This is a genomic window from Rhodobacter calidifons (assembly GCF_011174775.1).
Classification (GTDB): domain Bacteria; phylum Pseudomonadota; class Alphaproteobacteria; order Rhodobacterales; family Rhodobacteraceae; genus Tabrizicola; species Tabrizicola calidifons.
This window is the reverse complement of the sequence record NZ_JAANHS010000015.1, coordinates 42130-60686: the sequence shown is the minus strand read 5'-3', so window position 1 is coordinate 60686 and position 18557 is coordinate 42130. Positions and strand designations below refer to the sequence as shown.

At 69.6% G+C, this 18557-nt stretch carries 17 protein-coding genes, 1 tRNA gene, 1 pseudogene and 1 riboswitch; of the genes and pseudogenes, 16 read left to right on the top strand and 3 right to left on the bottom strand.

What is annotated here, in order from left to right:
* The 5 genes from G8O29_RS15435 to G8O29_RS18845 all read left to right on the top strand — a co-directional run.
* Positions 1–1104: DUF6504 family protein (locus tag G8O29_RS15435; RefSeq protein WP_166404119.1), on the top strand; the 1104-nt coding region annotated here is incomplete at its 5' end.
* Positions 1105–1228: 124 nt separating this feature from the next.
* Positions 1229–2476 carry an RNA polymerase factor sigma-54 gene (gene rpoN / locus G8O29_RS15430; RefSeq protein ID WP_166404118.1) on the top strand — a complete coding sequence of 416 codons (1248 nt, stop codon included), beginning with the start codon at positions 1229–1231 and terminating at the stop codon, positions 2474–2476.
* Between the two features lie 70 nt (positions 2477–2546).
* The gene (locus G8O29_RS15425; protein ID WP_166404116.1) at positions 2547–4547 is read left to right on the top strand and encodes a hydantoinase/oxoprolinase family protein; all 2001 of its coding nucleotides are present in this window, start codon (positions 2547–2549) and stop codon (positions 4545–4547) included.
* A 132-nt stretch (positions 4548–4679) separates the two neighbouring features.
* Positions 4680–4756 (top strand) — tRNA-Met (locus G8O29_RS15420).
* A 165-nt stretch (positions 4757–4921) separates the two neighbouring features.
* Positions 4922–5263, top strand: a complete 342-nt coding sequence (locus G8O29_RS18845) for an Arm DNA-binding domain-containing protein (RefSeq protein ID WP_367890188.1) — start codon at positions 4922–4924, stop codon at positions 5261–5263.
* On the opposite strand, the pseudogene G8O29_RS15415 reads toward G8O29_RS18845, so the two are convergent.
* Positions 5221–6090: pseudogene (locus tag G8O29_RS15415) on the bottom strand (IS3 family transposase); the annotation flags it as partial. The gene G8O29_RS18845 and the pseudogene G8O29_RS15415 overlap by 43 nt on opposite strands.
* A 32-nt stretch (positions 6091–6122) precedes the next feature.
* Here G8O29_RS15415 and G8O29_RS15410 point away from each other — a divergent pair.
* From G8O29_RS15410 to G8O29_RS15380, 7 genes are all read left to right on the top strand, one after another.
* Complete coding sequence (locus G8O29_RS15410) at positions 6123–6746, top strand: acyclic terpene utilization AtuA family protein (protein WP_166404115.1); 624 nt, start codon at positions 6123–6125, stop codon at positions 6744–6746.
* A gap of 90 nt (positions 6747–6836) precedes the next feature.
* Positions 6837–7065: riboswitch (cobalamin riboswitch) on the top strand.
* Between the two features lie 30 nt (positions 7066–7095).
* Positions 7096–7545 carry a DUF1636 family protein gene (locus G8O29_RS15405; RefSeq protein WP_166404114.1) on the top strand — a complete coding sequence of 150 codons (450 nt, stop codon included), beginning with the start codon at positions 7096–7098 and terminating at the stop codon, positions 7543–7545.
* Complete coding sequence (locus tag G8O29_RS15400) at positions 7542–8309, top strand: ABC transporter ATP-binding protein (protein ID WP_166404113.1); 768 nt, start codon at positions 7542–7544, stop codon at positions 8307–8309. Before G8O29_RS15405 ends, G8O29_RS15400 begins: the two co-directional genes overlap by 4 nt.
* 5 nt (positions 8310–8314) lie before the next feature.
* A complete protein-coding gene (locus tag G8O29_RS15395; RefSeq protein WP_166404112.1) occupies positions 8315–9244 on the top strand; it encodes an ABC transporter substrate-binding protein in 930 nt (309 codons plus the stop codon).
* 6 nt (positions 9245–9250) lie between these two features.
* Entirely contained in the window at positions 9251–10597 is a 1347-nt protein-coding gene (locus tag G8O29_RS15390; protein ID WP_166404111.1) for a flavin monoamine oxidase family protein, read from the top strand.
* Between the two features lie 154 nt (positions 10598–10751).
* Positions 10752–11804: a FecCD family ABC transporter permease gene (locus G8O29_RS15385; RefSeq protein ID WP_166404110.1), complete on the top strand. Its 1053-nt coding sequence runs from the start codon at positions 10752–10754 to the stop codon at positions 11802–11804.
* Positions 11801–13243 (top strand): cobyric acid synthase, encoded by a 1443-nt coding sequence (locus G8O29_RS15380; protein ID WP_242679133.1) that lies wholly within the window; start codon positions 11801–11803, stop codon positions 13241–13243. The genes G8O29_RS15385 and G8O29_RS15380 overlap by 4 nt, the downstream gene beginning before the upstream one ends.
* Positions 13244–13341: 98 nt before the next feature.
* On the opposite strand, the gene G8O29_RS15375 is transcribed toward G8O29_RS15380, so the two are convergent.
* On the bottom strand, positions 13342–14301 hold the full coding sequence (locus G8O29_RS15375) for a zinc ABC transporter substrate-binding protein (RefSeq protein ID WP_166404108.1): 960 nt from the start codon (positions 14299–14301) through the stop codon (positions 13342–13344).
* Positions 14302–14365: 64 nt separating this feature from the next.
* Here G8O29_RS15375 and G8O29_RS15370 point away from each other — a divergent pair, with 64 nt between their 5' ends.
* The 4 genes from G8O29_RS15370 (at position 14366) to G8O29_RS15355 (ending at position 17518) form a co-directional block, all read left to right on the top strand.
* Positions 14366–14875, top strand: a complete 510-nt coding sequence (locus G8O29_RS15370) for a Fur family transcriptional regulator (protein WP_166404107.1) — start codon at positions 14366–14368, stop codon at positions 14873–14875.
* Positions 14872–15633 (top strand): metal ABC transporter ATP-binding protein, encoded by a 762-nt coding sequence (locus G8O29_RS15365; protein ID WP_166404106.1) that lies wholly within the window; start codon positions 14872–14874, stop codon positions 15631–15633. The genes G8O29_RS15370 and G8O29_RS15365 overlap by 4 nt, the downstream gene beginning before the upstream one ends.
* Positions 15626–16408: a metal ABC transporter permease gene (locus tag G8O29_RS15360; protein ID WP_166404123.1), complete on the top strand. Its 783-nt coding sequence runs from the start codon at positions 15626–15628 to the stop codon at positions 16406–16408. Before G8O29_RS15365 ends, G8O29_RS15360 begins: the two co-directional genes overlap by 8 nt.
* A 105-nt stretch (positions 16409–16513) precedes the next feature.
* Positions 16514–17518, top strand: coding sequence for a hypothetical protein (locus G8O29_RS15355; RefSeq protein WP_166404105.1), 1005 nt, complete (start codon positions 16514–16516; stop codon positions 17516–17518).
* Between the two features lie 8 nt (positions 17519–17526).
* Here the strand turns inward: G8O29_RS15355 and speB are convergent, their stop codons facing one another.
* Positions 17527–18501: an agmatinase gene (speB, locus tag G8O29_RS15350; protein WP_166404104.1), complete on the bottom strand. Its 975-nt coding sequence runs from the start codon at positions 18499–18501 to the stop codon at positions 17527–17529.
* Positions 18502–18557: the final 56 nt, after the last annotated feature.

Genomic DNA, 18557 nt, shown 5'->3' with positions numbered 1-18557 from the left:
GGCCCGCCCCGCACGGTGGCCGCCCGCGGGGCCGAAGCGGCGGTGATCGCGCCCCCGGGGCGGCTTTACGAGGCGCTGGCCGACCTGCCGCTTGCCGCGTTGCGCCTGCCGGGCGATGTGGTGGACCGGCTCACGCGCCTCGGCCTGCGCCGTGTGGGCGAGATCGCCGGGATCCCGCGTGCAGCCCTTGCCCGCCGCTTCGGGGCCGACACGCTGCGCCGGCTGGACCAGGCCCTGGGGATGGAGCCCGAACCTCTCAGCCCTGCCCGCCCGCCGATGCATTTCGCCGTGCGGCTGACCCTGCCCGATCCGATCGGCCTGCGCTCGGATGTCGAGGCGGCGCTGGACCGCCTGCTGCCGCCCTTCTGCGCCAAGCTCAAGGCCAGGGGGCGCGGCGTGCGTCGGCTCTTGTTCCAGGGCTTCCGCGCCGATGGTGGCGTGGCCTCGGTCGAGGTGGGCCTAGCCCGCGCCGCCGACGCGCCCGACCGCATCCGCCCGCTGCTGCACCTCAAGCTCGACCAGATCGACGCCGGTTTCGGGATCGACTGCCTGCGGATCGAGGCGCTGGCGACCGAAGCGGTCAGCGCCGTCCAGCATCGCGGCCAGATCGAGGTGACGGAGCAGGCGCTGGCCGCTGCCGGTCGGGTGCCGGTCGGCTCGGCCCAGGCGCTGGAGGATCTGATCGGGCGGCTTGGGGCGCGGCTCGGGACCGAGGCGGTGCTGCGCCTGCATCCGGCCGACAGCCATGTGCCCGCCAGATCCGCCAAGGTGCTGATGGCCGCCTGGAGCCAGCCGCATGACGGCCCCTGGCCCGCCCCTCCGGCCCCGCGCCCGCTGGTGATGTTCCGCCCCGAACCCGTGGAGGCGCCGGAAACCCCTGACCTGCCCGCCCGGTTCCGCTGGCGGCGGCGCGACCTTGCCGTGCGGATGGCGGCGGGGCCGGAACGGCTGCAACCGGAATGGTGGTTCGAGGACCCCGACTGGCGCGGCGGCACCCGCGACTACTGGCGGGTGGAAACCGAGGGCGGCGAAAGGCTGTGGCTGTTCTACGGGCGCGGGGGGGCGGTGACCGACCGCTGGTATTGCGAGGGGGTGTTCTCCTGACCGCCCGCGCCGGAATTCGAACGAATTCCGGGCCGGAGCCCTGCGGGCTCCGTCACGATTTCCGCAGGAAATCGTTTCCCGATCCATGCTTGCCGCGCAGCCCCTGGCATGAGACTCATTGCCCATGAAGCCCCGGTCCCGCATCTCGGTCCACCAGACCCAGCGCATGGCGCTGACCACGGGGCTTGCCACCTCGATCCGCATCCTGCGCGCCGATGCCGCCGGCCTGTCGCGCTATCTGGAAGAGGCCGCCGCCGAGAACCCGCAGATCATCCTGACCCGCCCCCAGGTCCAGGACTGGATCCCGCGCTGGAAATCGGCCTTCGCCTCGGATGCCGAGCCGCCCGAACAGCAGTCCGCCGGCCCCAGTCTCGTCAGCCATGTGCTGGCTCTGATCGAGAACCTGCGCCTCTCTCCGGCCGAGACCCGCATCGCCATGGCCCTGGCCGAGGCGCTGGAGCCCTCGGGCTGGCTCGGCCGCGCCCCTTCCGCCATCGCCGCGCAGCTGGCGGTCGGGCTTCCTGCGGTCGAGCAGGTCCTGGCCCGCCTGCAACAGCGCGCCGACCCGACCGGGCTTTTCGCCCGCAACCTGGCCGACTGCCTGCGGCTTCAGGCCGAGGAGGCGGGCGAGCTCGACCGGGCGATGCGGGCGCTTCTGGACCGGCTGGACCTGCTGGCCAAGGGCGGGATCGAGCGCATCGCCCGCGAGGCGGGGCTCGACCAGACCGAGTTGCGCCAGGCCCTCGGACGGCTGCGCAGCTATGATCCGAAGCCCGGCGCTGCGTTCGAACCCTTTGCTGCCCCCGTGCGCGAGCCCGACCTGATCGCCGAGAAGGGCGCGTCCGGCTGGATCGTGTCGCTGAACCGCTCTGCCCTGCCCTCGGTCTCGGTCGCCGAGGGCAGGGGCAAGGGCCGGGCCGAGGCGCGGGCCCTGATCCGCATGATCGAGGGGCGCAATGCCACGCTCCTGTCGGTCGGGCAGGAGATCCTGACCCGGCAGACCGCCGCGCTGGAGGCGGGGCTTGGCGCCTTGCAGCCGATGACCATGGCCGAGGTGGCCCGGGCCGTCGGACTGCATGAAAGCACGATCAGCCGAGTGGTCGCGGGCACCGCCGTCGATACCCCGCGCGGCACCTGGTGGCTGCGCAGCCTGTTCGGCAAGGCCCCGCGCGAGGGCGGCCCGGCGGCGGGCGCGCTGCGCGACCGGCTGGCGCGGCTTGTCGCGGAAGAGGACCCCGACCACCCCCTGTCGGACGAGGCGCTGGCGGCCGCCCTGGCCGAGGGCGGCGCGCCCCTCGCCCGGCGCACGGTGGCGAAATACCGCACGATGCTGAACCTGCCCCCCGCGCATCGGCGCCGGCGACGGGCCTGATGTCGTTTCCGGGGCTGACAGCGCCCCGATCCTGCACTAGCTGGCGGTGAACGACGGGGACAGCAGCGACATGGCGATATTCCTGGGTGTCGATACCGGGGGCACCTATACCGATGCGGTGATCCTGGACGAGGGCGCGAATGCGGTCCTCGGCAAGGCCAAGGCCCTGACCTCGCGCCAGGACCTGGCCGTGGGGATCGGGCAGGCGGTCGATGCGGCGATTGCGGCGGCAGGGGTCCGGCCGCAGGACATCGCGCTGGTCTCGCTGTCCACCACTCTGGCCACCAACGCACTGGTCGAAGGTCAGGGCGCGCGCGTCGCGCTGGTCTTCATCGGCTTCGACGATGCCGATCTGACCCGCGCCGGGCTGACCGAGGCGCTGAAGGGCGATCCGGTGGTCCGGCTGCCCGGCGGCCATACCCATGCCGGAACCGAGGCCGCGCCCCTGGACCTTGCCGCGCTGGAAGCCCGGGTCCGCGCGCTTGGGGACGAGGTCTCGGGCTTTGCCGTGGCCGCCCAGTTCGCCACGCGCAACCCCGCGCACGAGGTGGCCGCCCGCGACCTGATCCGCCGTGTCACCGGCCGCCCGGTGACGTGCAGCCATGAGCTTTCGGCCAATCTTAACGGCCCGAAGCGGGCGCTGACCGCCGTGCTGAACGCCCGGCTGATCGGGATGATCGACCGGCTGGTCGCGGCCTGCGAGCGGCATCTGGCCGCAGTGGGCATCGACGCGCCGTTGATGGCGGTGCGCGGCGACGGGGCGCTGATTTCCGCCGCCATGGTGCGCGAGCGGCCGATCGAGACGATCCTCTCCGGCCCCGCCGCCAGCATCGTCGGCGCACGCTGGCTGACCGGGGCGCAGGACGCGCTGGTCAGCGACATCGGCGGGACGACGACCGATGTCGCCCTCCTCCGCGACGGTCTGCCCGAGATCGACCCCGAGGGCGCCCGCGTCGGCGGCTTCCGCACCATGGTCGAGGCGGTCGCGATGCGCACCACCGGCCTTGGCGGCGACAGCGAGGTGCATCTGGTGACCGAGGGCCTGAAGGGGGGCCTGCGCCTTGGCCCGCGGCGGCTGATGCCGGTGTCGCTGCTTGCCGTCGATCACGGCGCAATGGTCCATGCCGCGCTGGACCGCTGGCTGTCCTCGGAAGCGGTGGGCGAGATGGACGGGCGGTTCGTGGTGCCGATGCCCGGCCAGCGCGGCGGCCTGAACGCCCGCGATCTGGCGGTCCTCGACCGGATCACCGCGCCCATGCCGATGGCCCATGCGCTGACCTCGCGGCTGGAGGTCGCGGCGCTGGAGCGGCTGGTTGTGCGGGGGCTGGTGATGGTCTCGGGCGTGACACCTTCGGATGCCAGTCACGTCCTGGGGCGGCTGAAGGCCTGGGACGCGGCGGCGGCGGAAAAGGCGCTGCGGCTGATGGCGCGGCGGCGGACCGGGGCGGGGGAAAGGTTCGCGGCCGGGCCCGAGCTTCTGGCGCAGGCGGTGGTGGACCAGCTGACGCAGCAGACGGTGGACTGCCTGCTGGAGGCCGCCTTCGGCGAGGACGCGGCCTTTGCCGACGAGGACCCGCAGAGCCTTGCCCGCCATGTCCTGGCCCGGGCGGGCCTTGGCCCGCATCGTGGAACGGTCGAGGTCGCGGTCAGGCTGGGCGTGCCGGTGATCGGCCTCGGCGCCTCGGCCCCGTCCTATTACGGCGCGGTGGGGGAAAGGCTGCACTGTCCGATGATCCTGCCCGAACATGCCGGGGTGGCGAATGCGATCGGCGCGGTTGCCGGGCAGGTCAGCCAACGGGCGACGGGGATCGTCTCGTCCCCCGCCGAGGGCCGGTTCGTGGCGCATCTGGCCGAGGGGCTGCAAACCTTCGCGTCAGCCGAGGCGGCGCTGGCCGCGCTGGAGGCAGCGCTGGTCGCCGAGGCTTCGGAAAGGGCCCGACAAGCCGGCGCGGTGGACCTGCGCGTGACCGTGGACCGCGACGTGAGGGAGGTGGAGATCGAGGGCCGGCAGATGTTCATCGAGGCGAAGGTGACGGCCACCGCCTCGGGCCGGCCGCGCGTGGCGCATTGACGGGACGCTCATCGCTTCCTTCGGTCGCTCTTCGCTGGCGACACCGACGAGGACACAAGTCGGACGAGGAGGCTTGCCCGCGCCGATTCGCCCTTGACCTCTGCCCCCGCCCCGCTTAATCCGCCCGCCAGTGGCTAGGTAGCTCAGCTGGTTAGAGCGTGCGACTCATAATCGCAAGGTCGAGGGTTCGAGTCCCTCCCTCGCCACCAAACAAATATCCAGACAAGCGTGAAGACATCCAGAAATCCCTGCGTCACAAGGGAATTCATGATGGAACTTGTCCAGCCTCGTCCAGTCTGATCGACCAGAATTCATCCCGAATGGGGTTATCTTCGGGGGTAGGCGTGTAGGCTAGCGGAGAGCGTACCCCCACCATGCCTTCGAGCGACGCCAAGATTCGATCTCTCAGACCTCGGGAGCGGGATTTCAAAGTCGGTGATTTCGGAGGCCTGTACCTGTTGGTCAAGAAGACCGGGTCGAGGCCGTGGCGATTCAAGCGTCGGGTCCATGGCAGAGAGAAGCTGATGGTCTTCGGGAACTATCCGCATGTCGGTTTAGCCAGAGCGCATGCGCTTCGGGACGAGGCCAAATCCAAGTCGGCGGCTGGCAGAGGTGTTTCGGTTGATCTGAACAGGTTCCGGGCGTTTCTTAAGCGGTCTTCCACCCCCGGTTGCGCCGCCGCCATTTCGAGCATCGGCTGTTTGAAGCAGGCCTGATCAGGGGTTTTCCCGTCAAGCGACAAAATACGGTCGGCGGCCGTTGTGGAAGCGCAGATACCGTCCGATCCCGGCTCGGGCTTCGGACAGGCTGGCATAGGCCCGCAGACAAACTCCTCCTTGTATCTGACGGTCCGCCAGAGCCGCTCGACGAAGACGTTGTCGCGCCAAGCCCCCTTGCCGTCCCTGCTGATCCCGATCCCGCGGGCGGCCAGCAGCTTGATGAAGTCGCTGGACGTGAACTGGCTGCCCTGATCCGTGTTGAATATCTCGGGCGTGCCGTGTTTCGCCGGCGCCTCCTCTGCAGCTTCTATGCAGAAGTCGGCCTCCGACGTGATCGACACCCGCCAGACCAGGACTTGCCGCGTGACCCGGTCCAGCGCAGCGGCCAGATAGATGAACCCGCGTGCCATGGGGATGTAGGTGATGTCCGTTGCCCAGACCTGGTTTGGCCGGGTGATGGGCAGCTTGCGCAGCAGGTAGGGGAAGATCTTATGCCCCGGCGCCGGTTTCGAGGTGCCTGGCCGACGGTAAAGGGCTTCGATGCTCATGCGCCTCATCAACGTAGCAGCGTGCAGCCGGCCGACCTTGAAACCTTCCTGAACCGGCAGACCCCGCAGCGTCCGGCTGCCCGCGAACGGGAATTCCCTATGCAGCTTGTCGATCCTGTGCATCAGCTTCAGATCGGCGGCCGATACCGGGCGGGGCCTGTAGCAGACGCTGGCGCGGCCGACCCCAAGAACAATGGCCCGACGATTGACGCTCAGCTTGGCGGTAAGATCGATTATTTTCTTGCGCTCGGCAACAGACCCGCCTTGCCGAGGGCGCGGCCTGCACCCGCCATTCCGTCAGCGCCCTCATGCTGTATGCAAACGCCGATCCCTTCCTGCTGCATGAACCCGGCGGACATCTGGACGTGCGGGTCGCGCGCTACAACGCACTCGACAACCGCCGGGTGCGGGTGGAGGGCAGCCGCTGGGTGCCAGGCCCCTGTACGGTGAAGCTGGAAGGCGCGCGGGCGGCGGGGTATCAGACCACGATCCTCGCCGTGCTGCGCGATCCGCATCACGGCGCCCATGCCCGAGCCTGGGTGGCGCGGCTGACCGCCTGTCTGCGGGTCAGCATCAAGCGGCGGATGGGCCTGTCGCCCGATGCCTATGGACTGGAGGTCCGACTGATCGGCGTCGATACGGCGCTGGGCGCGCCGGAGAACCGCGCAGGCGCGCCGGGCGAGGTCGGCGTGCTGGGGATCGTCACCGCGTCGAGCCAGCCGCAGGCCAGCGAGATCGGCAAGCTGATCAATCCCTTCGTCCTGCACTGCGCCCGGACCGACGACGAGGAACTGCCGACCTTCGCCTTCCCCTGTTCCCCCGCCACCACCGGCCGCGACGCGCCGTACGAATTCGCGCTGAACCATGTGATGCGGCCGGTGCTGGTCATCACCCTTGCCCCGCTTATTGCGCGCCTGTTGCGGATCAGGTGACGCGTCGCCCGGGCCACCGGCCGCACTGCCGCCCTTGCCGCCCGCCGCCGTCCGGGCGTCGTTTTCCGTCTTGCGCGACTGCCCGATTCGTCGCAGACAAGGGTCGATGGTTCCCGGCACCGCGCCAAGCGCCGCCGGGTGAAAAGGGAACGGGGTGAGGTGTAGGCATCAGCCGCCAAGTCCCCGACTGCCCCCGCAACTGTAAGCGGCGAGCGACCCCTCACATGCCACTGGCCAGACCGTTCTGCGGCGGGCCGGGAAGGCGGGGGGAAGCGGCGACCCGCGAAGTCAGGAGACCTGCCATCGAATCAGTCAACCGCCGGGCGGGGTGTCCCGGAAGGAGTGTTCGATGGATAAGACCCCGAGGCCGACGGCCTCATCCCCCTATGCCGTGGCGCAGTCCGCGCCGCATCAGATTCTGGTCTGCAAGGCCTGCAAGCACAAGGATCAGCCCTGCAAGCCGGGGTTCGAACTCGTGAAGAAGCTGCGCGCCGCCATCGCCATGGCCGACCTTGGCGAGGCGTTCGAGGTCTCGGGCACCGCCTGCCTCGCCGGTTGCGTGCCCGCCCATGGGGCGCCCTGCGTGGTCGGCTGGCGCGCGACCGGCAAGGCGACCTGGCTCTTCGGCGACATCGACCCCGATCAGCCGCTGGACGAGCTGATCGAATTCTCGCGCCTCTATGCCGCGCTGGAGGACGGCTGGATGGGCGGCCGCGACCTGCCGCCGCGCCTCTGTGACACGACGCTCGCCCGGATCCCCGCCGCGATCATCTTCACCCGCGAGGGCCCGGTCCAATGACCCCGGTGGTCGAGCTTTCCGGCGTCCACTGGGGGCCGAAGCGCCAGGCGGACATCCTGCACGACCTGACCTTCTCGGTCGCTGCGGGAGAGGTGCTGGCGATCTGCGGGGCGAACGGGGCTGGGAAGTCCTCGCTCCTGCGCCTCCTTTACCGCCATCAGGCGCCCCGCAAGGGCACGGTCCGGCTGATGGGCCGCGACCTCTGGCTGATGAAGGCGCCCGAGGCCGCCCGCATCGTCGCCGCCGTGTTGCAGGAACAGCCCACCGATTTCGCCCTGACCACAAGGCAGATCGTGGCGCTGGGCCGCTTGCCGCACCGCAAGGGCTTTGGCCCCGGCACGCTGGACAATGCCGTGGTCGAGGCCGCGCTTCGCCGGATGGACCTGACCGCCTTCGCCGACCGGCCCTTCGGCACGCTTTCGGGCGGCGAGCGTCAGCGCGTCATGGTCGCCCGGGCGCTGGCGCAGGAGCCGCAGGTGATCGTGCTGGACGAGCCCACGAACCACCTCGATATCCGGCACCAGCTGGAGCTTCTGGCCCTGCTGCGCGGGCTGGGCCTGACGGTCATCACCACGCTGCACGACCTGACCCTGGCGGCGGACTTCGCCGACCGGGTGCTGGTCCTGCATCAGGGCCGCATCATCGCCGACGCCCCCCCGAGCCAGGCCCTGACCGAGGCGACCATCGCCCGGGCCTTCAACGTCACCGCGCGCGTGGACCGTTCCGGCCCCGCGCCCCGCTTTTCCTTTCAACTGCACGGATGATCACCATGAAATACGCCCTTCTCGCCCTGCTCGCCTCTGCCGCTCCCGCCCTGGCCCATCCAGTCACGGTGCAAAGCTGCAACCGCGAGGTCACCTTCGACGCACCCCCTGCCCGCGCGATCTCGAACGACGTGAACCTGACCGAGATGATGCTGGTCCTTGGCCTGCGCGACCGGATGGTCGGCTATACCGGCATCTCGGGCTGGAAGACGCTGGACGAGGAGATGCGCGCCGGTGTTGCCGAACTGCCGGAACTTTCGGCCAAATATCCGACGAAGGAAGTCCTTGCCGGCGCCGAACCGGATTTCTTCTTCGCCGGCTGGAACTACGGCATGAAGGTCGGCGGCGAGGTCACGCCCGAAACGCTGGAGCCTCTGGGGATCAAGACCTACGAGCTCACCGAAAGCTGCATCCACATCGGCCCGAAGGCCCGGTCCAGCATGGATGACATGTACAACGACATCCTGAATCTCGGCACGATCTTCGGCGTTTCGGCCAAGGCCGAAGAGCTGGTGGCGGGCTGGAAGGCCCGGCTTGCGGAAGTGACCGCCGGGGTTGACCGCAGCAAACCCCTGCGCGTCTTCGTCTATGACAGCGGCGAGGAAACCCCCTTCACCGCCGGAGCCTATGCCATGCCGACCGCGATGATCGAGGCGGCAGGCGGGATCAACATCATGGACGACCTTGAGAAAAGCTGGGCCACCGTCGCCTGGGAGCCGGTGGTGGAGCGGAACCCCGAGGTGATCGTGATCGTGAACTACGGCGACGTCACGGCCGAGCAGAAGATCGCCTTCCTGGAAGCCAACCCCGCCTTCGCCAATATCGACGCGGTGAAGAATGACCGCTATGTCGTGCTGGAATACGTCGAGGCCACACCCGGCCCCCGCAACATCCGCGCGGTGGAAAAGCTGGTGGCGGGCTTCTGGGGGAACTGACCGCCGATGCATCGCCGCGCCGCCCTGACCCTTCTGCCCGCTGCGCTGCTGGCGCGGCGGGCCGGCGCGCAGGCGCGGCGCCGGGTCGTGGTCATCGGTGCGGGCCTTGCCGGTCTTGCCGCCGCGCGCGACCTGCGGGCGGCGGGGCACGAGGTCCTGGTGCTCGAGGCCCGCACCCGCATCGGCGGCCGCATCCAGACCTCGCGCCTCTGGCGCGACCTACCCGTGGACCTCGGCGCAAGCTGGATCCATGGCGTGACCGGCAACCCGATCACCGCCCTGGCCGATCAGGCGGGGGCCGGCCGGGCCGAAACCTCCTACGACCGCAGCCTCGCCCTGGGGCCCGACGGGCAGCACCTGGACCTGAGCGAGGCGATGGACCGGGCCGAGACCCTGGTGAATGCGGCCCGCGCCGCTGCCGAACGCCGCGACACCGACCTTTCCCTCGCCTTGGCGGTGCAGTCCTCTCCGGAATGGCAGGCTGCGGACCCTGCGACGCGTCGCCTCACGCGCCACTACATCAGCGCGACCTATGAACAGGAATACGCGGGCGACTGGACCGAGGCTTCGGCCTGGAACGTTGACGCTGGCACCGCATTCGAGGGCCCCGATGTCCTTTTTCCCGGTGGCTACGACCGGATCGTCACGCATCTGGCGGATCGGCTCGACGTCCGGACGGGTCAGAGGGTGGCGGCCCTTGCCCCGGTGGCCGATGGCGTCGAGGTGACGCTTGCCGACGGCCAAGGCCTTGCCTGCGACCATGCCGTCCTGACCCTCCCGCTCGGGGTGCTGAAGTCCGGCAGCCTGCGCCTTGCCGAACCCCTCGCCCCTGCCCGCCAGCAGGCCATCGACCGGCTCGGCATGGGCCTTCTGAACAAGTGCTGGCTGCGCTTCGACCGCATCTCCTGGGACGACAGCGTCGACTGGATCGAATGGCTGGGTCCAAGGGAGGGTCACTGGTCGCAATGGGTCAGCCTCGCCCGCGCCACGCAAACCCCGGCGCTTCTGGCCTTGCACGCCGGGTCGCAGGCCCGCGACCTTGAAGCCCTGGACGACGACGCCACCCGGGCCGCGGCCCATGACGCCCTGAAGGCGATGTTCGGCACCTCCTTCCCCGCCCCTGTGGCGGGCCAGATCACCCGCTGGTCGCGGGACCCCCATGCCCTCGGCGCCTACTCCTTCCACGCGACCGGGACCTCGCCCGACACCCGCCGGGCCTTGGCCGGGGCCGACTGGGACGGTCGCCTGGTCTTCGCGGGCGAGGCGACCGATGCCGATTACCCCGGCACCGCGCACGGCGCATACCTCTCTGGTGTTGCCGCTGCGGATTGGATCGCAGAGCAGGCCCAATGATCCCCCATCCCCTCAGCGAAGAGTTCCCCAGGCGCGTCCGCAAGCGCCCTTCCACCCGGCTCTTCGCACGGCTTCGCCGCTCTTCGCTCGCGCCCGGCCCGTCGCGCTCGCGAGGAGGAAACGAAGTTGAACGACGAGCCCGCTGGACCATGACATGACCGAAACCCCGCTCGCCACCACACCCCACCCCGCCCTGCGCCTCACCCGCCGGGCCGGGACCGCTCTGGTCGGCGGCGGGGTCCTGCTTTTCGCCGTCCTCCTCGCCGTCTCGGTCGGCGCGGTGTCCATCCCGCTCTCCACCGTCTGGGGCATCCTCGCGCACCAGACGACCGGCCTCGTCACCCCCGACTGGACCCCGGGGCGCGAGGCCATCGTCTGGGAGATCCGCTTCCCCCGTGCCCTTCTCGCCGCCCTCGTCGGCGCAGGCCTCGGGATCACCGGCGCCGCGCTGCAATCGGTCACGCGCAACCCGCTGGCCGACCCGCACCTCCTCGGCATCTCCTCGGGCGGGGCCTTCGGGGCCATCGCGGCGCTGCTGCACACCGGCCTCTTTCTCGGCCTTCTCACCGTGCCGCTGATGGCCTTCGGCGGCGCGCTGGCCGCGACCCTCCTCGTCCTGATGATCGCCCGCGTGACCGGAGCCACCAGCGCCGACCGCCTGGTCCTTGCGGGCGTCGCCGTCAGCTTCATCATCATGGCCGGGGCCAATGTGCTGATCTTCCTCGGCGACCCCAAGGCCACCCACACCGTGGTCTTCTGGATGCTCGGCGGCCTCGGCCTTGCCCAGTGGTCGCATCTGATTTACCCGCTCGCCGTCCTTGTTCCCGCCGGGCTCTGGCTCTGGTCCCAGGCGCCCGCGCTGAACGCCATGAGCCTTGGCGACGAAACCGCCGCCTCGCTCGGCATCCCCGTCGCCCGCTTCCGCCTGTCGGTCTTCGTGGCCGGAGCCCTCATCACCGGCGTGATGGTTGCCTTCTCCGGCCTGATCGGCTTTGTCGGGCTGATGATGCCCCACCTCGTCCGCTTTGCCATGGGCGGCGACAACACCCGCGTGCTGCCGCTCTCCGCCCTGTTCGGAGCGATCTTCCTCACCCTCGCCGACACCGTCGCCCGCATCGTCATGGCGCCCGAGGACATGCCGATCGGCGTCGTCACCGGTCTGGTCGGCGGGGTGTTCTTCCTCTGGCTGATGGCGCGCAAGTCATGAGGATCATGATCCAGGGTGCCGGGTCGAACGTCGGCAAGTCGCTGCTGGTCGCGGGTCTCTGCCGCCATTTCACCCGGGCTGGCCTGACTGTCCGCCCCTTCAAGCCGCAGAACATGTCGAACAACGCCGCCGTGGCGGCGGGGGGCGAAATCGGCCGCGCCCAGGCGCTGCAAGCCCGCGCCTGTGGCGTCCCGCCCCACGTCGACATGAACCCGGTCCTCCTGAAGCCCGAGTCAGAGACCGGAGCGCAAGTGATCGTCCAGGGCAAGCGCCTGACCACCGTCCGCGCGAAGGACTACGCCGCCCTCAAACCCCAACTCATGGCCCCGGTCCTCGACAGCTTCCGCCGCCTGCAAACCCAGGCCGAGCTCGTGATCGTTGAAGGCGCCGGCAGCCCGGCCGAGGTGAACCTGCGCGCGCACGACATCGCCAACATGGGCCTCGCCGTCGCCTCCGACACCCCGGTGATCCTGACCGGAGACATCGACCGCGGCGGCGTCATCGCGCAACTGGTCGGCACGCAGGCCGTCCTGGACGCGCAAGACAACGCCATGATCCGCGGCTTCCTCATCAACAAGTTCCGCGGCGATCCCCGCCTTTTCGACGACGGCTACCGCCTGATCCAAGACCGCACCGGCTGGCCCGGCCTTGGCGTCATCCCGTGGTTCCCCGACGCCCACAAACTCCCCGCCGAAGACGCGGCGGACCTCGGAGGCACCCGCGGAGACGGAGCCTTCCTGATCGCCGTCCCCCACCTGAACCGCATCGCCAATTTCGACGACCTCGACCCATTGGCCCAGGAGCCCGGGGTCACGCTTCGCATCGTCAAGCCCGGCCAGCCCCTGCCGGTCGAGGCCGACCTCATCATCCTCCCCGGCTCCAAAGCCACCATCGCCGACCTCACTCACTTCCGCGCGCAAGGCTGGGACATCGACCTCGCCGCCGCCCTCCGCCGCGGCGCAAGGGTCCTTGGCCTCTGCGGCGGCTACCAGATGCTGGGCCGGGAAATCGCCGACCCCGAAGGCATCGAGGGCAAACCCGGTTCCATCCCCGGCCTCGGCCTTCTCGACATGACCACCGTGATGACGCCCGACAAGCGCGTGACCGAAACCGAGGCGCTCCACCCCGCCTCGAACACCCGCGTCAGGGGTTACGAAATCCACCTCGGCCGCACCGAAGGCCCCGACCGCGCCCGCCCGCTGTTCACGGTGAACGGCCAGCCCGAAGGCGCCGTCCGCGCCGATGGCCGCGTCATGGGCAGTTACCTGCACGGCATGTTCACCGAAGACGCCTTCCGCCGCGCTTTCCTCGCCAGCCTCGGGGCAACGCCCGGCAACCACAGCTACGACCAGACCGTCGAAAGCACGCTGGACGCTCTGGCCGACCACCTCGCCGCGCATGTCGATTGCGACAGGCTGTTGAACCTCGCGCAAACCTGACGACCTTCCACCGCCACGGTCTTGCCCATGTCCCAAATACTCCCGCCGTAGGCATCCGCCCCGGCCAAAGGGCACCACGCCCGCCCTGCGCGCCAGCCTCAGCCGCCCGCGCAGTCCGCGATGGTCTGCGCCATCCCGGTCAGCAGCGCCTCATAAGCCCCCGGCCCCGGCTCCAGCGACGACCCCACCGGGTCCAGCGCCGCGCCGATCCTCGCGCCCGTCCCCTCTGCCATCTGGGTCACCAGCGCGGGATCATGCTGGACCTCGGGGAAGATGCACAGCACCTGACCGGCCTCCATCTTTGACCGCAGATCCTTCAGTCGCGCCGCCCCGGGCGACGAGGCATCCCCAAGCGCGATGCTGCCCACGAACTCGACCCCGTAGTGCTCTGCGAAATAGCCGAAGGCGTCGTGGAACGATACCAGCGGGCTGCCCTTGACCGGGGCAAGGATCGCCGCGACCTCGGCATCCAGTGCCGCGATCCGTTCGCCCGCCGCCTTGGCGTTCGCCGCATAGACAGCCGCATTGTCAGAGTCCAGCCGCCCAAGCTCGGCGGCGATCAGCCCCAGCCAGACCTGCGCATTGCCGGGATCAAGCCAGGCGTGAGGGTCTTCGCCGCTGTGCGAATGGCCCGCGTGGTCGTGACCATGTTCGGCGTCTTGACCATGTTCGGCGTCGTGATCATGGTCTGCCTCGGCGGCATGATCGTGATCGTCCCCTTCGCTCGACGCATAGGTCCGGCGCATGGTCCCCTTGGCGTCCAGCAGCGCCAGTGCCGGGGCATCCCCGGGTCGGTTCTTCATCGCAGTGTCGAGCCAGGGGGTCAGCTCCGGCCCGATCCAGACCACCAGGTCCGCGCGCGCCACTGCCCCCGCCTGGCTTGGCTTCAACTGGAAGTCGTGCGGGTCCCCCCCACTGGCCAGCAACAGATCCGGCTGGCCAAGGTCGCCCATCACTTGCGCCACCAGGGAATGGACCGGCGGAATGTCGGTCACCACCTTCGGCACTTCGGCAAAGGCGGGGGTGGCGATGGCAAGAAGAGTGATGATATAACGCATGGAGCGGCTTCCTTCTGTCAGCACTCCGCTCTATGTATGTAATATCATAACAGGTCAAGAGCCGATGCCCGCCCCCCAAGACTGCCCCGGCTGCGCGACACCCGATCTGGCCTTTGCCGCGCATGACCATGCCCATTGCACGGCGGACGCGCTGGCCCGGGCCGAGGCGCTGACCGCCGCCGCCGGGGCCCGGCTGACGCCGGTCCGCCGCCGGGTGCTGGAAATTCTGCTGGAGGAACACCGGGCTCTGGGCGCCTATGACGTGCTGTCCCGTCTGGCGCAGGACGGGTACGGCAACCAGCCCCCCGTGGCCTATCGCGCGCTGGAGTTTCTTGTGGATCAGGGACTTGCCCACCGCATCCAGCGCCTGAACGCCTTTACCGCCTGCGTCCACCCCGGCGAGGACCATGCCCCCGCCTTCCTGATCTGCCGCAGCTGCCATGCCGTCGCCGAGGCCCCCGCCGCCCAGGCCCGTGCCGCCTTGGACAGCGCGGCCGCGCAGTCCGGCTTCCTGGTCGAACGCGCGACGATCGAGGCGCTCGGCCTCTGCCCGACCTGCCGGGGGCAGGCATGACGCTGCTGTCGGCCGATCACGTCTGCGTGCGCTACGGCGCGCACGAAGTGCTGCACGACATCAGCCTGAAGATCGCACCGGGCGAGATCGTGACGATCCTCGGCCCCAACGGCTCGGGCAAGTCCACGCTGCTGCGCGCGCTTCTGGGCATCCTTCCCGTGGCCGAGGGCCGGATCCTGCGCGAGGCGGGCCTGCGCATTGGCTATGTGCCGCAGCGGCTGACCATCGACCGGACCATGCCGATCACCGTCCGCCGCTTCCTGTCGCTTCCGGTCCGCGTCAGGGACCGGGCGGCCGCCGGGACGCTGGCGCGGGTCGGCATGTCGGGTCAGGAGGGCGCGCAGATGACCGCACTTTCAGGCGGCCAGTTGCAGCGCGTGCTGCTGGCCCGGGCGCTTCTGGGCAGGCCGCAGCTTCTGATGCTGGACGAGCCGACCGCGGGCCTCGACCAGCCGGGCGAGGCGGCCTTCTACCGCCTGATCGAGGAGGTGCGCGCGGAAACCGGCGCTGCCGTCCTGATGGTCAGCCACGACCTGCATGTCGTCATGGCGGCCTCGGACCGGGTGATCTGCCTGAACGGGCACATCTGCTGCGAGGGCACGCCCCGCGTCGTCTCGACCGCTCCGGAATACCGGGCGCTGTTCGGGCTTGGCACCCAAGGAGCGCTGGCGCTGTATCGCCACGAGCACGACCACGACCACAGGGACGGCCACCCGCAGCATCACCACCACCACGGGCACGACCACGATCATGCTTGACGATTTCCTGATCCGGGCCGGGCTTGCGGCGGTGGGCCTGTCGCTGGCCACCGGACCGCTCGGGTCCTTCGTGATCTGGCGGCGGATGGCCTATTTCGGCGATGCGACCGCGCACGCCGCCGTCCTGGGCGTGGCGCTGGCGCTGGCCACCGACCTGCCGATCGGCCTAGGCACCCTGACGGTCGCGCTGGCGATGGCCGTCACCGTTGCGGGCCTTTCGGCGCGCGGCTGGGCGATGGACACGACACTGGGCGTGCTGGCCCATTCGGCGCTGGCCTTCGGCCTTGTCGCGGTCAGCTTCTTCCCCACCGTGCGCACCGACCTGTCCAGCTATCTCTTCGGCGACATCCTGGCCGTCACCCGGACCGAGCTTGCGCTGGTCTGGGCGGGGGCGCTGGCCGTCCTCGGGCTTCTGGCCTGGCGCTGGCAGGCGCTGCTGACGGCCACCCTCTCCGAGGACCTGGCCCATGCCGCGGGCCTGCGCCCCGACCGCGAGCGGCTGATCCTGGTCCTCGCGCTGGCCCTGGTCGTCGCCGTTGCGCTGAAGATCGTTGGCGCGCTCTTGATCGCCGCCATGCTTCTGATCCCCGCCGCCGCCGCCCGCAGCTTTGCCCGCACGCCCGAGGCGATGGCGGCCCTTGCCATCCTGATCGGCGCGGTGTCGGGGCTGGGCGGGCTTGGCCTGTCGCTCTGGCAGGACACGCCGACCGGCCCCTCGATGATCGTGGTCGCGGCCCTGCTCTTCGCGCTGACCTCGCTGCGGCGGCGGGTATGAATTTTGCGCCGCATCGGCTCGCCTGCCCGAAGCTTGCCAAAATTCGCCGTTAGGACGGCATCCTGCACAGTCCCGCACCGCCGGGACCAAGGTAAGGACTGACCCGTGATACGCCTGATCGGCTCGCTGATCCTGTTCGCCGTCATGGCGGGCGGCTATCTGTATTTCGACTTCCACATGTCGGCGAAATGGGCCGGGCGCGAGGATGCCGAGGGTCTGACCTTCTCCGAATATGTCTCCGGCCTGACCGGAAGGGTCGCGGGGCTGGCCGGCGCTGCCAATGCCGCCGGCATGCCGACCAAGCTTGCCGACATGCTGCCCCGGCCGCCCGAAGGCTGGACGGTCCGCGCGGCCGTGCCCGATGACGTCAAGCCCTTCCTGCCGAAATCGACCCGGAACGCCGACCGCAAGGCCATCGCCAGCCTTGAGGGGATGGTGGACCCCAAGGCCGGCAGCGGCACGGAGACCGTCACGCTGGCCTACGAGAAGGGCGACAGAACCGTGCTGATTGCGGCGGTGCGCTATCCCAACGTGATCTTCACCAGCTTCGCAGCCATGCAGCAGCGGATGGAGTTGCAGATGCGGGGCGCCGAGTTCCGCGGCACCGAGTTCATGACCGTGCGCGGGCTTGACGTGACCGAAGACCTTCTGCCCGAAGGCTTTCGCGGCCGCCTGTTCCTGGCCGATGTCGGCGCTCAGATCCACCTGCGCGTCCTGGCCCCGAAGCGGATGAAGGATGCCGAACTTCTGCCCTTCTTCCAGACGCTGCATGTCGAGGCGATGAATGCCAGCGTGATCGACAAGGTCGAAGGGCTGGGCAAGGTGCCGGTGATCGTGCTCGCCTCGTCGCTGGAACAGGCCGAGCGCGAGGCCTATCTGGCCGACCGCGACGCCCGCGCCGCCGCCGAGGCCGAACGCGAGGCCGAGGGCCGGGCCGCCGCCGAGCAGGCGGGGAGGGCGCCGGGCCAGGGCTCTGGCGGCGGGTTCCTGGGCGGGCTTTTCGGCGGGGGCGAAGCGCAGGCCGACCCCGCGCCCGAAGAGACCGGCAAGGACATTTCCTGCACGACCGGCAAGGACGGGGTCAAGCGCTGCAAGGTCGATGGCGACTGAAGGTCGGATCAGAACGCAAGGCCCGAAAAACGCGAAGGGTTCTGCGGCACGCCGGGCAGGACGCACAGCATTTCATACAGGAAATTCGCCCCGATCAACGCGGTGTTGCCCGAGGGGTCATAGGGCGGCGAGACCTCGACCAGATCGCAGCCGACCAGGTTCAGCCCGGCACAGCCCCGGATGATTTCCAGTCCCTGCCAGGTCGAAATGCCGCCCGGTTCCACCGTGCCCGTGCCCGGCGCGAAGGCGGGGTCGAGGCTGTCGATGTCGTAGCTGAGGTAAACCGGCGCATCGCCGATCCGGTCCCGCACCAGTCTCATCAGCGGCGTCAGCGACTTGTGCCAGCACTCCTCGGCCTGCACCACGGTCCAGCCCTTGTCGCGGCCCCAGTCGAAATCGTCCGCAGCATAGCCGGTGGCGCGCAGGCCGATCTGGAACACCTTGTCGTTGATGAGACAGCCGTCCTCCCAGGCGCGGCGGAAGGGGCAGCCGTGGGCGACCGTCTCGCCGAACATGGTGTCGTTGATGTCGGCATGAGCATCGACATGGATCAGCGCCACCGGCCCGTGCTTCTCCTTGACCGCCCGCAGGATCGGCCAGGTCAGCGTATGGTCGCCCCCCATCGTCAGGGGGATCGTGCCATGGGCCAGCACCTCGCGGTAATGCGCGGTGATGATGTCCACGGTCTTCTTCAGATCGAAGGTATTGATCGGAACATCGCCCAGGTCCGCGACCTGGAGGTGCTCGAACGGCGCCGCGCCGGTGGCCATGTTGTAGGGCCGGATCATCCGGGATTCGTCGCGGATCTGCCGCGGTCCAAGCCGGGTGCCGGGGCGATTGCTTGTGCCGTGGTCCATCGGAATCCCGATGAAGGCCGCATCCAGCCCCTGCGCGCTGGTCGCCGCGGGCAGGCGCATCATCGTTGCAGGACCGCCGAACCGCGGCATCTCGTTGCCGCCGAGGGGTTGGTTGAAACGGGTCATGCCGGGCGCTCCTCAAGCTTCGCGCCACCCTCGCGCAGAAAGCACCGAACGGCAAG

Excerpts from the sequence above, each read along its gene's own strand:
- rpoN (WP_166404118.1), top strand. The coding sequence starts at position 1,229 with ATGAAGCCCCGGTCCCGCATCTCGGTCCACCAGACCCAGCGCATGGCG.
- G8O29_RS15400 (WP_166404113.1), top strand. The coding sequence starts at position 7,542 with ATGACCCCGGTGGTCGAGCTTTCCGGCGTCCACTGGGGGCCGAAGCGC.
- G8O29_RS15425 (WP_166404116.1), top strand. The coding sequence starts at position 2,547 with ATGGCGATATTCCTGGGTGTCGATACCGGGGGCACCTATACCGATGCG.
- G8O29_RS18845 (WP_367890188.1), top strand. The coding sequence starts at position 4,922 with ATGCCTTCGAGCGACGCCAAGATTCGATCTCTCAGACCTCGGGAGCGG.
- G8O29_RS15405 (WP_166404114.1), top strand. The coding sequence starts at position 7,096 with ATGGATAAGACCCCGAGGCCGACGGCCTCATCCCCCTATGCCGTGGCG.
- G8O29_RS15365 (WP_166404106.1), top strand. The coding sequence starts at position 14,872 with ATGACGCTGCTGTCGGCCGATCACGTCTGCGTGCGCTACGGCGCGCAC.
- G8O29_RS15385 (WP_166404110.1), top strand. The coding sequence starts at position 10,752 with ATGACCGAAACCCCGCTCGCCACCACACCCCACCCCGCCCTGCGCCTC.
- G8O29_RS15360 (WP_166404123.1), top strand. The coding sequence starts at position 15,626 with ATGCTTGACGATTTCCTGATCCGGGCCGGGCTTGCGGCGGTGGGCCTG.
- G8O29_RS15410 (WP_166404115.1), top strand. The coding sequence starts at position 6,123 with ATGCTGTATGCAAACGCCGATCCCTTCCTGCTGCATGAACCCGGCGGA.
- G8O29_RS15395 (WP_166404112.1), top strand. The coding sequence starts at position 8,315 with ATGAAATACGCCCTTCTCGCCCTGCTCGCCTCTGCCGCTCCCGCCCTG.
- G8O29_RS15380 (WP_242679133.1), top strand. The coding sequence starts at position 11,801 with ATGAGGATCATGATCCAGGGTGCCGGGTCGAACGTCGGCAAGTCGCTG.
- G8O29_RS15375 (WP_166404108.1), bottom strand. The coding sequence starts at position 14,301 with ATGCGTTATATCATCACTCTTCTTGCCATCGCCACCCCCGCCTTTGCC.
- G8O29_RS15370 (WP_166404107.1), top strand. The coding sequence starts at position 14,366 with ATGCCCGCCCCCCAAGACTGCCCCGGCTGCGCGACACCCGATCTGGCC.
- G8O29_RS15390 (WP_166404111.1), top strand. The coding sequence starts at position 9,251 with ATGCATCGCCGCGCCGCCCTGACCCTTCTGCCCGCTGCGCTGCTGGCG.
- speB (WP_166404104.1), bottom strand. The coding sequence starts at position 18,501 with ATGACCCGTTTCAACCAACCCCTCGGCGGCAACGAGATGCCGCGGTTC.